Source organism: Chelatococcus asaccharovorans (assembly GCF_003201475.1).
GTDB lineage: Bacteria > Pseudomonadota > Alphaproteobacteria > Rhizobiales > Beijerinckiaceae > Chelatococcus > Chelatococcus asaccharovorans.
Window position 1 is genome coordinate 367,181 of record NZ_QJJK01000003.1, and the last position, 14,796, is coordinate 381,976.

The 14,796-nt window shown below is 62.4% G+C and carries 11 protein-coding genes and 1 tRNA gene; 7 read left to right on the forward strand and 5 right to left on the reverse strand.

Annotated features, from left to right (window positions below; genetic code table 11):
* The first annotated feature begins 5 nt into the window (after positions 1-5).
* The 6 genes from ntrC to hflX all read left to right on the forward strand — a co-directional run bounded on the left by ntrC (position 6) and on the right by hflX (position 7,939).
* The gene (gene ntrC / locus C7450_RS09190; RefSeq protein WP_110374135.1) at positions 6-1,451 is read left to right on the forward strand and encodes a nitrogen regulation protein NR(I); all 1,446 of its coding nucleotides are present in this window, start codon (positions 6-8) and stop codon (positions 1,449-1,451) included.
* A 156-nt stretch (positions 1,452-1,607) separates the two neighbouring features.
* Positions 1,608-2,009 (forward strand): DUF1398 domain-containing protein, encoded by a 402-nt coding sequence (locus tag C7450_RS09195; protein ID WP_110374136.1) that lies wholly within the window; start codon positions 1,608-1,610, stop codon positions 2,007-2,009.
* Positions 2,010-2,433: 424 nt separating this feature from the next.
* Complete coding sequence (locus C7450_RS09200; RefSeq protein WP_110374137.1) at positions 2,434-4,677, forward strand: sensor histidine kinase NtrY-like; 2,244 nt, start codon at positions 2,434-2,436, stop codon at positions 4,675-4,677.
* Positions 4,674-6,044 (forward strand): nitrogen assimilation response regulator NtrX, encoded by a 1,371-nt coding sequence (ntrX, locus tag C7450_RS09205; RefSeq protein ID WP_110374138.1) that lies wholly within the window; start codon positions 4,674-4,676, stop codon positions 6,042-6,044. Before C7450_RS09200 ends, ntrX begins: the two co-directional genes overlap by 4 nt.
* A 247-nt stretch (positions 6,045-6,291) precedes the next feature.
* Positions 6,292-6,549 carry an RNA chaperone Hfq gene (gene hfq / locus C7450_RS09210; RefSeq protein ID WP_110374139.1) on the forward strand — a complete coding sequence of 86 codons (258 nt, stop codon included), beginning with the start codon at positions 6,292-6,294 and terminating at the stop codon, positions 6,547-6,549.
* 1 nt (position 6,550) lies between these two features.
* Entirely contained in the window at positions 6,551-7,939 is a 1,389-nt protein-coding gene (gene hflX, locus C7450_RS09215) for a GTPase HflX (protein WP_110374140.1), read from the forward strand.
* Between the two features lie 10 nt (positions 7,940-7,949).
* On the opposite strand, the gene mazG is transcribed toward hflX, so the two are convergent.
* Positions 7,950-8,903 (reverse strand): nucleoside triphosphate pyrophosphohydrolase, encoded by a 954-nt coding sequence (mazG, locus tag C7450_RS09220; protein ID WP_110374141.1) that lies wholly within the window; start codon positions 8,901-8,903, stop codon positions 7,950-7,952.
* 387 nt (positions 8,904-9,290) lie between these two features.
* Between mazG and C7450_RS09225 the strand changes: the two genes are divergently transcribed.
* Entirely contained in the window at positions 9,291-9,659 is a 369-nt protein-coding gene (locus tag C7450_RS09225; protein ID WP_110374142.1) for a PRC-barrel domain-containing protein, read from the forward strand.
* 342 nt (positions 9,660-10,001) lie between these two features.
* On the opposite strand, the gene C7450_RS09230 is transcribed toward C7450_RS09225, so the two are convergent.
* The 4 genes from C7450_RS09230 to lon form a co-directional block, all read right to left on the reverse strand.
* Complete coding sequence (locus C7450_RS09230) at positions 10,002-10,367, reverse strand: hypothetical protein (protein ID WP_146227304.1); 366 nt, start codon at positions 10,365-10,367, stop codon at positions 10,002-10,004.
* A gap of 773 nt (positions 10,368-11,140) precedes the next feature.
* Positions 11,141-11,216 (reverse strand) — tRNA-Val (locus C7450_RS09235).
* 352 nt (positions 11,217-11,568) lie between these two features.
* A complete protein-coding gene (locus C7450_RS09240) occupies positions 11,569-11,847 on the reverse strand; it encodes an HU family DNA-binding protein (protein ID WP_110374144.1) in 279 nt (92 codons plus the stop codon).
* 215 nt (positions 11,848-12,062) lie between these two features.
* Positions 12,063-14,489, reverse strand: coding sequence for an endopeptidase La (lon, locus tag C7450_RS09245; protein WP_110374145.1), 2,427 nt, complete (start codon positions 14,487-14,489; stop codon positions 12,063-12,065).
* Positions 14,490-14,796: the final 307 nt, after the last annotated feature.

The window sequence follows — 14,796 nt, forward strand, 5'->3', positions numbered from 1 at the left end:
GTACAATGGCGAGAGGCAGCATTCTTGTCGCCGACGACGATACAGCGATCCGCACGGTGCTGAACCAGGCGCTGGCGAGGGCTGGCTATGACGTCAGGTCTACAGGACATGCGGCGACGCTCTGGCGCTGGGTGAGCCAAGGCGAGGGTGACCTGGTCATTACCGATGTGGTGATGCCGGACGAGAATGCCTTCGACGTCCTGCCCCGAATCAAGAAGCTGCGCCCCGACCTGCCGATCATCGTCATGAGCGCGCAGAATACGTTCATGACGGCGATCCGCGCGTCGGAACGGGGTGCTTACGAATATCTGCCCAAGCCCTTCGACCTGAAGGAGCTCGTCTCGATCGTCGCACGCGCCCTGTCGCGGCCACGCGGACAGGCCAAGAGCGCGCATGATGCCGAGGGCGAGGACATCCCCCTGGTCGGCCGTTCGGCGGCCATGCAGGAGATCTATCGGGCGCTCGCGCGGCTGATGCCGACGGACCTCACGGTGATGATCACCGGCGAGTCCGGCACCGGCAAGGAGCTCGTGGCGCGCGCGCTGCACGACTATGGCAAACGCCGGACAGGCCCCTTCGTCGCCATCAATATGGCGGCCATTCCGCGCGACCTGATCGAGTCCGAGCTGTTCGGGCACGAGAAGGGCGCCTTCACCGGCGCGACGCAGCGCAGTGCCGGACGCTTCGAACAGGCCGAGGGGGGCACGCTGTTCCTCGACGAGATCGGCGATATGCCGATGGAAGCGCAGACGCGCCTCCTGCGCGTCCTGCAGCAGGGCGAATATACGACCGTCGGCGGCCGCACGCCCATCAAGACCAATGTCCGCATCATCGCCGCAACCAACAAGGACCTGCGGATTTCCATCCAGCAGGGCATTTTCCGCGAGGACCTGTTCTTCCGCCTCAATGTGGTGCCGCTGCGCCTGCCCCCCTTGCGCGAACGGGCAGAGGACGTCCCGGATCTCATCCGCCACTTCTTCACGATGGTGGCGCGCGAGGGCCTGCCGCACAAGCAGATCGACCTCGATGCCATGGACCGCCTCAAGCGCTACCGCTGGCCCGGCAACGTGCGCGAACTGGAGAACCTCGTCCGCCGGCTGGCGGCCCTCTATCCCCAGGACACCATCACCGGCCCGATCATCGACGCCGAGCTTGAGCCTTCCGCCAGCAGCTCTCCCGAAGCGCGGGAAGCCCGTGAGGACGAGCAGCTCGCCACCTCCGTCGAGCGGCATCTCAACCGCTATTTCGGCGGGTTCAAGGATGCTCTGCCGCCGCCAGGCCTCTACCATCGCATCCTGCGCGAGATCGAGGGGCCGCTGATCGGCATGGCGCTGGCAGCGACGCGCGGCAACCAGATCCGTGCCGCCGAACTGCTCGGACTCAACCGCAATACCCTGCGCAAAAAGATCCGCGACCTTGACCTGTCGGTGGTCCGCACGCCGTCGCGCTGAAGGCCGCCGGGGCGGGCCTCAGCACCACGCCTGACTGCAGGGGGCTGTCGTGGCTACGACATCCGGGCCCGCTCAGACGATGGGCCCGGGGTGGGGCGGGTGGCCCGAGGGCGATGCGGGCCTCCCCGTCATGCCCTCGTCACGGAGACCATCGCGATGAATGATCACCAGAAGGAAGCGGCCCGGGCCTGCCTCGAGGGGGCGGAAACGAATAGAATGACCTTCCCAGAGATCGTCGGTGCCCTGATGGAAGCCGGGTTCGAGGGCTATGCGATCGACTTCCGGCGGGCGACGGCAACCTATTATCTGGCTGAGGGAGAGAGCCTCGAACTGCCGGCCCACGGCGTGGATGCGGCCGTCGCGCCGACATTCGACAGCGCGCGCCTGCAGCTCGCGATCCGCGAGGCGCAGCAGCTGGTTCCCGGCTATACGTACAAAGGCTTCTGCGAGAAAGCCGTAGCGGCCGGATGCGCCGGCTATATCGTCTCGTTTTCAGGTCGCCGGGCTCTCTATTTCGGCCGGACGGCCGAAACCCACGTCGAGCATTTTCCGGATTAAGGCGATCGACAATCGAGGTTTTGGGCGGCCTGCCATAACCCCCGTGGAAACAGGATAGCCGATCGTGCTGCGATTGTTGCGTTTTGGCCATGTGCTTTCCCTGCACCAAGCCGGGCCACGCGAAGGCCCAAATTGCCGAAAGGCTCTCCCGCTTCACAGCTTCCAGCTGTTCGTGAAGAAAATTCTATATTACATTGTATCACATATAAAATTATCGATTTCGCACGAACAATTAGCCGTATTTATCTCGGGCATAGGGGCATTCCGGCCATTTCCCCTGCCTTGGGATTGTCGTAATTCGACAACAGTGTTGTAGCTTCGCATCATTGTCGGATGCTATTCAATCGATTCGACCTGGGAGCGGGTCCGTCTGCTGCGGACAAGCTCTGCCTGGGCATGGACGCGAAACGGCAGGCCATTCTTCGTGAGCTTAACGACGGATCTTCCCAAAGAGCGCAAGTCCCGCGTGTCCGGCATCATCGGCACGGTCGCGGTCACGCTCGCCCTGATCTCGGCGCTGGTGACCTTCGTTGTGCTCGCCGGCATGACGCCGATCCTGCCGACGCATATCGTCGTCGTCTGGGCGCTGTTCATCAACGGCATCCTCGTCCTGCTCCTCGTGTCGGTGATCCTGTGGGAGACGTACAGCCTGTTCAGGGCGAGGCGAGAGGGGGCCGCGGCCGCGGGCCTCCATGTCCGCATCGTATCCCTGTTCAGCCTGGTCGCCGCGCTACCGGCCATCCTCGTCGCGATCGTCGCGTCGATCACGCTCGAGCGCGGGCTCGACCCCTGGTTCACGAGTTCCCTGAAGGGGCTCATCACAAATACGGTTGAGATCGCCCACGCCTACCGCGACAGCCAGTGCCGCAACATGGTGCGCGAAACGGAACTGATGGCCGCCGACCTCAACCGGGCCAAGGTCCTGTTCAGCGCCGATCGCAAGCTGTTCCACGACTTCATGTTGTCGCGGTCGGTGTTCCTGGGCTTTCCCTCTGCCATGCTCGTCAACGAGGGAGGCCAGGTGCTGGAGCGCATCGAGCAGAAGCCGCTCGAGAATCTCTCGCCGCCGTCCGATGAGGATATCAAGGACGCGAACACGACCGATCCCGTCTGCCTGATCCCGCAGACCGGCAACCTGTTCCGCTCGCTCATCAAGCTGGATTGGCCGGAGCCGACACTGCTCTATGTGGCACGGCCGGTCGATCCGCGCGCCGTCGAATTTCCGGCCGCCGCACAGACCGGCGTCGCCTATTATCAGGCGCTCGAGGAAAAGAAGCTCGGCATCCAGATCGCCTTCGCATCGATGTTCGCGCTGGTCGCGTTGATCGTGCTTCTGTCTGCGGTGTGGTTCGGGCTCAGCTTCGCCAACCGGCTCGTCATGCCCGTCCGCCGGCTGATCCATGCGACCGATCAGGTCGCGAGCGGCAATTTCTACGTGCAGGTGCCGATCCGTCGAGCCGAGGGCGACCTCGCCCATCTCGGCGCGACATTCAACAAGATGACCAGCGAGCTCAGGCAGCAGCACGACGGTCTGGTCGCGGCGAGCGATGTGATCGACAAGCGCCGACGTTTCAACGAAGCCGTTCTGGCCGGCGTGTCCGCGGGCGTCATCGGCACGGATGCGGCCGGCATGATCACCATCGTCAACCCCTCGGCCGAGGCGATCCTGCAGACGGACAGCGCCGCGGTGATCGGCAAGCCGATCACCGAAGCCCTTCCGGAAGTGGCGCCCCTGCTCGATGAGGTGATCGGAGGCCGCCAGCGCTTCCTGATCCGCGGGCAGATCACGCTCAACCGCGACGGACGCGAGCGCATGCTCAACGTGCGCGTCACCAGTGAACAGGCCGCCGGCCAGGACAAGGGCCTTGTCGTCACGCTCGACGACATTACCGACCTCGTCTCCGCGCAGCGCACCTCCGCCTGGGCGGATGTTGCTCGGCGCATCGCCCACGAAATCAAGAATCCGCTCACGCCGATCCAGCTCTCCGCAGAGCGCATCCGTCGCAAATACGGCAAGGTGATCGTCGAGGATCGGGCGATTTTCGACCAATGCGTCGCCACGATCGTCCGTCAGGTCGACGATATCAAGCGCATGGTCGACGAGTTCTCGTCCTTCGCGCGGATGCCGAAGCCGACCCATGCGACGGACGACGTCGTCGACACCGTGCGCCAGGTCGTCTTCCTGATGCGTGTGGGCACGCCGGACATCACCTTCAACGAGGACCTCCCGGCAGAGGGGATCACCGCCTATTTCGACCGCCGCCTCATCTCCCAGGCCGTCACGAATATCGTGAAGAACGCGACCGAGGCGGTGATGGCGGTGGAGGGCAATACGCGCGGCATCGGCGAGATCGATATCAGCGTCCGCGATGTGGACGGCATCGTGACGATCGACGTCAGCGACAACGGCAAGGGTTTTCCCAAGGAGCACAGGCAGCGATTGCTTGAGCCTTACATGACGACCCGCGAGGGCGGTACGGGCCTCGGCCTCGCCATCGTCGGCAAAATTCTCGAGGACCACGGCGGCGGCATCGAGCTTCTCGACCATCCCGGCGTTCGCGCGGGCGGGCCGGGGGCGCGTGTGCGCATGTGGTTTCCCAAGTCTGGTAGTGGTGGCGTTGCGGCAGTGGACAGCAAAGACGACATCAAACAAAGGGCAATTGGATGAGCGCCGACATCCTCATCGTCGACGACGAAGCGGATATCCGTGAACTCGTAGGCGGCATACTCGATGACGAGGGGCACAGGACGCGGACAGCGGGTGGTTCGGACGAAGCTTTGGCGTCGATCGAAGCACGCCGGCCGCAGCTGGTCTTTCTCGACATCTGGCTGCAAGGCAGCCGGCTCGACGGCCTGCAAGTGCTGGACGTGATCAAGGAGCAGAATCCGGAAGTGCCGGTCGTCATGATTTCCGGGCATGGCAATATCGAAACTGCGGTCTCGGCGATCAAGCGCGGTGCGTATGATTTCATCGAAAAGCCGTTCAAGGCTGATCGGCTGGTTCTCGTCGCCGAACGCGCGCTCGAAGCATCGCGCCTGAAGCGCGAGGTCCGGGAACTCAGGACGCGGTCCGGGCAGACCAGTCGCATGGTGGGCCGTTCGCCGATCATCAACCAGTTGCGGCAGAGCATCGAACGCGTCGGCCCGACCAACGCACGCGTGCTCATCAGCGGCCCGTCAGGCTCCGGCAAGGAGTTGGCGGCGCGGGCCCTGCATATGAGCTCGCAGCGGGCCAGCGGCCCGTTCATCGTCATCAATGCGGCGGCGATCACGCCCGAGACGATGGAGAGCGAACTTTTCGGCGTGGAGGCAACCGATGGGCGCGGCCGGCGCATCGGCGCCCTGGAGGAAGCCCACGGCGGCACGCTCTATATCGACGAGGTCGGCGACATGCCCCGGGAGACGCAGAATCGCATCCTGCGCGTGCTGGTCGACCAGAACTTCCAGCGGGTAGGGGGCACGACCCGCGTTCACGTCGATGTGCGTATCATCTCCTCGACAAGCCGCGATCTCACGCAGGAGATCGCCGACGGTCATTTTCGCGAGGACCTGTTCCATCGGCTGGGTGTCGTGCCGATCCGCGTGCCGTCCGTCGCCGAGCGGCGGGAGGACGTCCCGGAACTCATCAGCTTCTTCATGGAGCAGATTTCAGCAGCGACGGGGCTTGCGAAGCGCGTCATCGCCGACGATGCCATGGCCGTGCTCCAATCGCACGATTGGCCGGGCAATGTGCGCCAGCTGCGTAACAATGTCGAACGATTGATGATATTGACCGGCGGTGATCCCGACGCGGCGATTACCGCTGACCTTCTGCCTGCCGAGATCGGGACGCTCGTACCTACGACGCCGGCAGGGAGCGGAGGCGAGAAGCTGATGAGCCTGTCGTTGCGTGATGCACGCGAAATTTTCGAGCGCGAGTATCTGGTGGCCCAGATCAACCGATTCTCGGGCAATATCTCGCGTACGGCGGAATTTATCGGTATGGAGCGATCCGCATTGCACAGGAAGCTGAAGTCGCTCGGCATAGGCTCCTGACCCTCGCGTGTGACAGCCTTCCGCCCATCAAGCGCGAGGCTGCTCGACAGCCCGCCTCGCGCCCTGAAATCAATCGGGGCGGACGTGGTGCTTGCGTTTGAAGCAATTCTCCCATTGTAATGCATTGATCGGTCTATGAGCGTCCCGCGTCTGCACAACCTTCGGGCTGTGGAGGCAAAGGCAACAACAGGAGCCGTGTAAGCGAACAAGGACCGATGAGCACGGCGCAAGAAGAAGGTTTAACAAGATGGCGGGCGAACGCGCGCAAAACCTGCAAGACACCTTTCTCAACCACCTTCGCAAGAACAAGGTTCCGCTGACGATCTTTCTCGTCAACGGCGTCAAGCTTCAGGGTGTTGTGACTTGGTTCGACAACTTTTGTGTATTGCTGCGCCGCGATGGGCACTCGCAGCTAGTTTACAAGCACGCCATATCAACGATCATGCCCGGACATCCGATTCAGTTGTTCGAGCCGACCGACGATATGGGGTCAGAAAAGGTCTGAATTGACTGAACCCGATAAGCGTAAGGACGTCTTTCAACCATCGGCGCCTTCCTCTGCTGATGAGGAGGGCAAGAATACCCGCGTTCTCGTGATCGGGCCTTACCTGGCGACACGCGGCCCACCCGAGCGCAGCGGCGATCACGCGGCACGCGACGTGGCTGCGCGTCTCGATGAAGCCGTGGGGCTGGCGCGGGCGATCGATCTCATGATCGTCCGTGCGATGCCGCTCGGCCTCACGGCCATCCGGCCCGCAACCTATCTCGGTTCGGGCAAGGTCGAGGAGCTTGCGGGGATCGTCAAGGCTGACGACATCGAGCTCGTCGTCATGGACTGCGCGCTCTCGCCGGTGCAGCAGCGCAACCTCGAGCGGGCCCTGGGTGCCAAGGTCATCGACCGGACCGGCCTCATCCTCGACATCTTTGGCCGGCGGGCCCGCACGCGTGAGGGCTCGCTCCAGGTGGAGCTTGCCCATCTCACCTACCAGAAGAGCCGCCTGGTCCGCTCCTGGACGCATCTTGAGCGCCAGCGCGGCGGTTTCGGCTTTCTCGGCGGCCCCGGTGAGACGCAGATCGAAACAGACCGTCGCCTTATCCAGGAACGGATGAGCCGGATTGAGCGCGACCTCGAGCAGGTCAAGCGGACGCGCGCACTGCACCGCGAGAGTAGGCGCCGGGTGCCCTATCCCATCATCGCGCTCGTCGGCTATACCAACGCTGGCAAGTCGACGCTGTTCAACCGGCTGTCCGCTGCCAAGGTCATGGCCGAGGACCTGCTCTTCGCGACGCTCGATCCGACCGCGCGCGCGATCGAACTGCCCCACGGCTCGAAGGCCATTCTTTCGGACACGGTCGGCTTCATATCCGATCTTCCGACCATGCTCGTCGCCGCCTTCAGGGCCACGCTCGAAGACGTGATCGAGGCGGATGTCCTGCTGCATGTTCGCGACGTCTCCCATGGCGACACCGAGGCCCAGGCGAGCGATGTGGAGACCATTCTTCGCGAGCTCGGGATCGACCCGACGAACGGCCAGCGCCTGATCGAGGTGTGGAACAAGGCCGACCTCCTCGCGCCGGATGACCGCGCCAAGCTGGACAATCTCGCCTCACGCAGGCCGGCCGACCTCCGGCCGGTCCTGGTCTCGGCCCTCAGCGGGGAGGGGATGGATACGCTTCTCGCCGCAATCGAGACCCGGCTGGCGCGCGGGCGTGGCATCTATCACGTCATTGTCGAGCCCCAGGCCGGCGATGTGTTGAACTGGCTCTATGAAGAAGCGGAAATTCTCGACCGGCGTTCCGATGACGAAGGCCGCATTCTGCTGGCCGTCCGCGTTGCCGAAGCAAAGCAGCCGCGCCTGTTGCGCCGCTTCCCGGGTGCCAAACGCATACGCTGACCGGCCCCCGTCAGTCGGAACGGGCGGCTTCTTTTTCCAATTTGGCTTCTTTTTCCAAGTGCTTGGCTTCTTTTTCCAAGCGCTTGGCCTCCTGCCAGAGATCTTCCATCTCTTGGAGGCTCGCATCGGCAGCGCCGCGCCCTTCGGCGGCCAGGCGCTGCTCGATATGGGCAAAGCGCCGCTCGAACTTGGCATTGGTCATGGCTAAGGCCGTTTCCGCATCGCCGTCGACATGGCGGGCCAGATTGACTGCTGCAAACATGAAATCGCCGATCTCTTCGAGCACCAGGCGGCGGGCTTCCGACTCGCTGGCCAGGGTTTGATCGGCCAGGGTTTGATCGGCCTGGGTTTGATCCGCCTGGGTTTGATCGGCCTGCGCCAGGGCAGCGTCGATTTCGTCGAGTTCCTCGCGGAGCTTCGCCACAACCTCGCGCGCTTCCGACCAGTCGAAACCGACACTGGCAGCCTTGCGCTGCAGTTTGTCGGCGCGGGTGAGGGCAGGGAGCGTCCGTGCTATGCCATCCAGCAGCCCTGCCGGACCTTCATCGGGCAATCCCCGCTCCTGCCGACGCCGCCGCCGCTCGGCCTTCTCCTCGCCCTTGATGCGGTCCCACATCACTTTCACGCGCTCAGGCGACAGCCCGCGGGCCTCGCCAAAGACGTGGGGATGGCGCCGGATGAGTTTGGCGGTGATGGACTTGACCACATCGCCGAACGCGAATTCGCCAGCCTCCTCGGCCATCCGCGCATGAAACACGACCTGCAGGAGGACATCGCCCAACTCCTCACAGAGATCGTCCATATCGCCGCGCGCGATCGCATCGGCGACCTCGTAGGCTTCCTCGATCGTGTAAGGCGCAATCGTCGCGAAATTCTGTTCCAGATCCCACGGACACCCGGTGCCGGGCGTGCGCAAGGCCGCCATGATCGCGATGAGCTGATTGATATCCGGAGATGCCTTCATACGATGTCTACCTCGGATCTGGGGAAACGCCCGTGGCGTGCCGCCGAACATGGGGCCGAACAATGGAGTACGGCCGAGATAACCGGTCTGAGCCCGAGAGCTGGAGTTCCTGGGAAATGAGTTCCGCGATTTGGATCACGCGCGCCTTGACGTTTCAAGCGCCGATCATCGGACGAAGGGGACAGAACTCAATTCTCCATGCGAATTCGCATAAGGCACATTATGGAACCAAAAAGTACAATCGCGGATTTTCCCACTCCAGGCTCTGTGCAGCAGTTGGCGGTCAGCAGTTGGCGGTCGGCCGAATGCGTCTCCATCCGACGAGCGACGGGAACAAGCCGAGCATCGCGGCGTTTGTACAAGAGCGAGACATAACGGGAGAAGACAATGGATCATAAGACAGAAACCACGAACCTCATTGGCTCCGACAAGGTCTCTGGAACTGAGGTTTATAATGGAGCTGGAGATCATCTTGGTGAGATTTCCAGCGTTATGATCGATAAGGTGAGCGGAAAAGTTGCCTATGCGGTCATGTCGTTCGGGGGTTTTCTCGGAATCGGCGAACAATACCATCCGCTCCCATGGTCAACCTTGACCTACGATACCGACAAGGGCGGATACGTCGTGAACTTGAGCCGCGAGCAGCTCGAGGGCGCTCCCCATTATGAAGCCCGCGACACGCCGGATTGGGGCGACCGCGCTTACGAGCGCCGTCTTCACGACTATTATGGCGTAAACCCCTATTGGGGGATTTAGAGCATTTTCGAGCGAAGTGGACACCGGTTCGCGTGAAGAAAATGCTCTAAAGCGTCTTTTTCGCGCGCGGTGGACACCGATTTGCGTGAAAAAGAGCGGCATTGAGCCATCATTTGATTGTTCGAACGACGACGCCGCCAAACCTTAGGGTTGGCGGCGTTCGTTTGATCGCGGCTGAAAGACAGGCACCGGCGCGGAACCAACGCATCGAGACCTGGAGACAAGGGCTTGAGACCCAGGAGGCTTGCGAGACAGCTCCATGATCTCTGATCCACACTTGTCGTGATGATCGAGGCACGGATCAGGAAGGCAGGGATGAGCCCTGCCCCCATGCTGGTGGGCTTAGAGGGACGATTGCCCGCGCTGGACGCGCGGATCACTGAACAGGCGCACGACAGTCGCATCCGGCGAAACCGTGGCCTCCGCGTCGTCGAGCCATGCCCGTGAGAAACGGCCCCAGAAAAATGGAAACCGGCAGTCAAGCGCAGGGGCGAAATCGACTTCGTTGCTTTTTTCTTTGAAAAACGAAAGAAGCTCGTCACGTGACCGAATGCGTTCGGCCGTTGTCGCAAACGGCGCCAAGCTCTCCAAAATGCTTATTATCCTACCCACGGGGGGGCGAAACTCGGACATGATTTCCCGAAGATCCGCTCTCAACGAAGCAAGAGCATAATCGCCATCCGAGGTCGACCTGGTGCCGTGATGCATGAAAGCGTCTCCTCTCGCTGCATCTCAGCCATGACTGAGACACGCTCAAATATCTGTCGGGATAACGCAATTGCGGCATGGGTGTTCCCGGAGCCGCCACACAATCGAACGAACTATGCCCAAATGTTGAACGATGGCGCGCGGGGCGTCAAGTTTGGAGAATGCTCAACGCATGCCGGCCAATTCTGACTCCTGCGCCGGCGGATCAGTTCGAGATCATCGGGAGCGCGGTCGATCTGACTGCATCAGATCGGCGCTCTAACCACTTTTATTTTCAAGCACAATCTTATCGATCCGCGTTTCACTCCGGTCGGATTATGCTCCAAGCCAATCAAAAAGAACGCAATGGTCGCTCGCCCTCCCCTCGCCGCGGGCCATTCACCGCCGAATGCCAGCGCCAACGGCTGAGGCACGACCTTTGGCAAATCCCGGGCGATTGCAAGCTCCAGGAGATCGCTAGATGGATCTCGCCCCCGAGGAGATTCTAGCCCCAAAGGAGATCCTAGCCCCCAAGGAAGATCCCTGGCCCGACGGTGGTGCTGGTCTCTTGATGTTTCAAGGGGGCGGCAGCGTGACCGTCACAAGTCGGTGAGAGCGCCGCTGGCAACAGCCTATCCACCGGCAGACGGGAAGCCTGCAGGGAGCACATCCACTCACGGTTGAATTGTGGACACGGGGATTTGGGAGTTCAGGATCACGCTCGGTCCAGCGGGAGCCAAAAAGGCTCAGCGCTCCGACTGAGGGAAGGCGGTCGCACGAGACGACAATGAATATGGTGGGCGGTAACGGGCTCGAACCGCTGACATTCTCGGTGTAAGCGAGATGCTCTACCAACTGAGCTAACCGCCCTCAATCCGTAGGCCGCCGCCACGGAGAAGGTTCAGTCTCGCACCAGCTCTCGGGACGAAACTGAGTTGATTTAATGGAGAGCCATCCGGCAAGGCAAGCCTTAACTGCCTTGACCGCACGGCCTTCCATCCAGGCCCTGAGGGCGATCCAGCCTCAACCCGCCCAGCCGCAGCGTGTAACCGCCAGAAAACAGGATCGGGCGGCAGCACGCTGAATGCCGCAATGAGCCGGTCAATGGATGCGGAAGGGCGCCGATATCGGGCCAAGACGCCCGAGACCCCTCTCAAAGGGCTGCCGCCCCTCCCCCACGGGCCTGTTCTAGCCAAGAGAGGCCAGGACCCTTACAAGGCCCTTACTTGCCGTTGACGGCTTCCTTGAGGCCAGCACCAGCCTTGAACTTGGGCGTCTTGGACGCCGGAACCTTGATGGTCTCTCCGGTGCGCGGATTGCGCGCCGTGCCTGCCGCGCGATCAGCCACCGCGAAGGTGCCGAAGCCGACAAGCTTCACCTCATCGCCGGCCTTGAGAGCGGCGGTGATGGCGTCGATGGCAGCGTCCAGAGCCTCCGTGGCCTGAACTTTCGTAAGGTTGGCCTTCTCGGCCACGGCCGAAACAAGATCACCTTTGTTCATCTCAAACCTCCTGACCTGCCCTAAGCAGGCGCTTCGTTTGTCCTGCGCGCTGCGCGAGACACGCGTCCATGCCAGAAAAGCAGCGCGCGTGTCACCCCCGATGGCCCAGAATTCCAAGGAAATCAACGTGTCTGACGCTCAAAAACAAAAAAAGCCCCCTGACTGGGCAGCCAGGGGGCACTTTTCAACAGTATCCGTTACCTGTTTGCAGCACTTCAGTGAGCCACAAGGGCGCTCGACTCACCGTCGGAAGAGGTCTTCCTCGCCTTATCGTCCGCCGGCTCATCCCACGTGATCGGCTCGGGCTGACGCACCAAGGCCTCCTTGAGCACCTGCTCCATGCGGGAAACCGGCACGATCTCGAGACCGCTGCGCACGCTCTCGGGAAGGTCCGCCAGATCCTTGGCGTTCTCCTCCGGGATCAGCACCTTGGTGACGCCGCCGCGAAGCGCCGCAAGCAGCTTCTCCTTGAGGCCGCCGATCGGCAGGACACGGCCGCGCAGGGTCACCTCACCCGTCATTGCCACGTCCCGCCGCACGGGAATCCCCGTCAGGGTGGAGACGATGGCTGTCGCCATGGCAATGCCGGCCGACGGACCATCCTTCGGCGTCGCCCCCTCGGGCACGTGCACGTGGATATCGCGACGCTCGAACAGGGGTGGCTCGAGGCCGAAATCGAGCGCCCGCGAGCGGACGTAAGACGCCGCCGCCGAGATCGATTCCTTCATCACCTCGCGCAGGTTGCCTGTCACCGTCATCTTGCCCTTGCCGGGCATCATGATGCCTTCGATGGTGAGCAACTCGCCGCCGACTTCCGTCCAGGCCAGACCCGTCACGACGCCGACCTGATCTTCCGTCTCCGCTTCGCCGTAGCGATACTTCGGCACGCCGAGATAGTCGGCCACGTTGTCCGCCGTCACCTCGACGCCCTTGCGCTTGGTGAGAACGATCTCCTTCACCGCCTTGCGGATCAGATTGGCGATCTCGCGCTCAAGGTTACGAACGCCCGCCTCCCGCGTGTAGCGGCGAATGAGCGTCAGCAGGCCGCCGTCGTCGATGGACCACTCCTTCTCGTTCAGCCCATGCTTGCGCACGGCCTCCGGAATGAGGTGCTTCCGCGCGATCTCCAGCTTCTCCTCTTCCGTATAGCCGGCGATGCGAATCACCTCCATACGGTCGAGCAGCGCCGGCGGAATGTTGAGCGTGTTGGCCGTCGTCACGAACATCACGTTCGAGAGGTCATAGTCGACCTCCAGATAGTGATCGTTGAACGTGGAGTTCTGCTCCGGATCCAGCACCTCGAGCAGGGCCGCCGACGGATCGCCGCGGAAATCCATCCCCATCTTGTCGATTTCGTCGAGCAGGATGAGCGGGTTGGACGTCTTGGCCTTGCGCATCGACTGGATGATCTTGCCGGGCATGGAGCCGATATAGGTGCGCCGGTGGCCACGGATCTCGGCCTCGTCGCGCACGCCGCCGAGCGACATGCGGACGAACTCGCGCCCCGTTGCCTTGGCGAGCGACTTGCCGAGCGACGTCTTGCCGACGCCCGGAGGCCCGACGAGGCACAGGATCGGCCCGGTCAGCTTGTTGGCCCGCTGCTGAACGGCCAGATATTCCAGAATGCGCTCCTTGACCTTCTCCAGGCCATGGTGGTCGGCATCGAGCACGCCCTGGGCGAGGTTCAGATCCTTCTTGATCTTGGACCGCTTGCCCCACGGAATACCGAGCATCCAATCGAGATAGTTGCGCACCACGGTGGCCTCGGCGGACATCGGCGACATCTGGCGGAGCTTCTTGAGCTCGCCCAGCGCCTTCTCGCGGGCTTCCTTGGTGAACTTCGTCTTCTCGATCTTCTCCTCGAGTTCGGCCAATTCGTCGCGGCCGTCCTCGTCGCCGAGTTCCTTCTGAATGGCCTTCATCTGCTCATTCAGATAGTACTCGCGCTGTGTCTTCTCCATCTGCCGCTTGACGCGCGTGCGGATGCGCTTCTCGACCTGGAGGACCGAGATCTCGCTCTCCATCAGGCCAAGGGCCTTCTCCAGGCGCTCAGCCACGACCGTCGTCTCGAGGATGCCCTGCTTGTCGGCGATCTTCACCGCCAGATGGGAGGCAACCGTATCCGCCAGCTTGGACGGGTCCTCGATCTGCGTGACCGCAGAGACCACCTCCGGCGAGACCTTCTTGTTGAGCTTCACATAGTTCTCGAACTCGGCCAGCACCGAGCGAGCCAGAGCTTCCGTCTCAACCTTGCTGCCGACGCTCTCCGCCAGCACCTCGGCCTCAGCCTCATAATAGTCGTCCGTGCGCCCGTAGGCACTGATCTTGGCGCGGCCGGTCCCTTCCACGAGCACCTTGACGGTGCCATCGGGGAGCTTCAAAAGCTGCAACACGCTCGCGACGGTTCCGATCGTGTAGATCGCATCGGTCGCGGGGTCGTCGTCAGCCGCATTCATCTGAGTGGCGAGCAGAATATGCCGGTCGCTCTTCACGACCTCCTCGAGCGCGCGAATGGACTTCTCGCGTCCCACGAACAGCGGCACGATCATATGCGGAAAAACGACGATATCGCGTAAAGGCAGGACCGGATAAGTACCGACCGTACCGGGAACTGCAGCCTGACGGGGCTTCGTTGTGGTCATCGCCCACTTGTCCTTCGTTTTGCGTCCGCCGACCCCCCCTCAATGGGCTGATCGTCGGACGGTCCGCTGGAAGCGCTCACCATAACAATGGCTGCTCCCAGCCCGCTATCCGATCACCTCGCAATGAGCATGCCGGAATTGTCGCGCACATCAGTAGGTGGCTATCCGACACCGACGTTTCAAGTTAAGTCCTTGTAACGTCGAACACTCACTGCCCCACCGCAAAACGCAGCCCAACCCGCGTGGGCGAGCAGTCCTGCCGCGCCACGGTCACCCTATGCTCTCCAGGCCCGACGGGGCGAACGCC

Excerpts from the sequence above, each read along its gene's own strand:
- C7450_RS09240 (WP_110374144.1), bottom strand. The coding sequence starts at position 11,847 with ATGAACAAAGGTGATCTTGTTTCGGCCGTGGCCGAGAAGGCCAACCTT.
- C7450_RS09230 (WP_146227304.1), bottom strand. The coding sequence starts at position 10,367 with ATGCATCACGGCACCAGGTCGACCTCGGATGGCGATTATGCTCTTGCT.
- C7450_RS09195 (WP_110374136.1), top strand. The coding sequence starts at position 1,608 with ATGAATGATCACCAGAAGGAAGCGGCCCGGGCCTGCCTCGAGGGGGCG.
- ntrX (WP_110374138.1), top strand. The coding sequence starts at position 4,674 with ATGAGCGCCGACATCCTCATCGTCGACGACGAAGCGGATATCCGTGAA.
- mazG (WP_110374141.1), bottom strand. The coding sequence starts at position 8,903 with ATGAAGGCATCTCCGGATATCAATCAGCTCATCGCGATCATGGCGGCC.
- C7450_RS09225 (WP_110374142.1), top strand. The coding sequence starts at position 9,291 with ATGGATCATAAGACAGAAACCACGAACCTCATTGGCTCCGACAAGGTC.
- hfq (WP_110374139.1), top strand. The coding sequence starts at position 6,292 with ATGGCGGGCGAACGCGCGCAAAACCTGCAAGACACCTTTCTCAACCAC.
- ntrC (WP_110374135.1), top strand. The coding sequence starts at position 6 with ATGGCGAGAGGCAGCATTCTTGTCGCCGACGACGATACAGCGATCCGC.
- lon (WP_110374145.1), bottom strand. The coding sequence starts at position 14,489 with ATGACCACAACGAAGCCCCGTCAGGCTGCAGTTCCCGGTACGGTCGGT.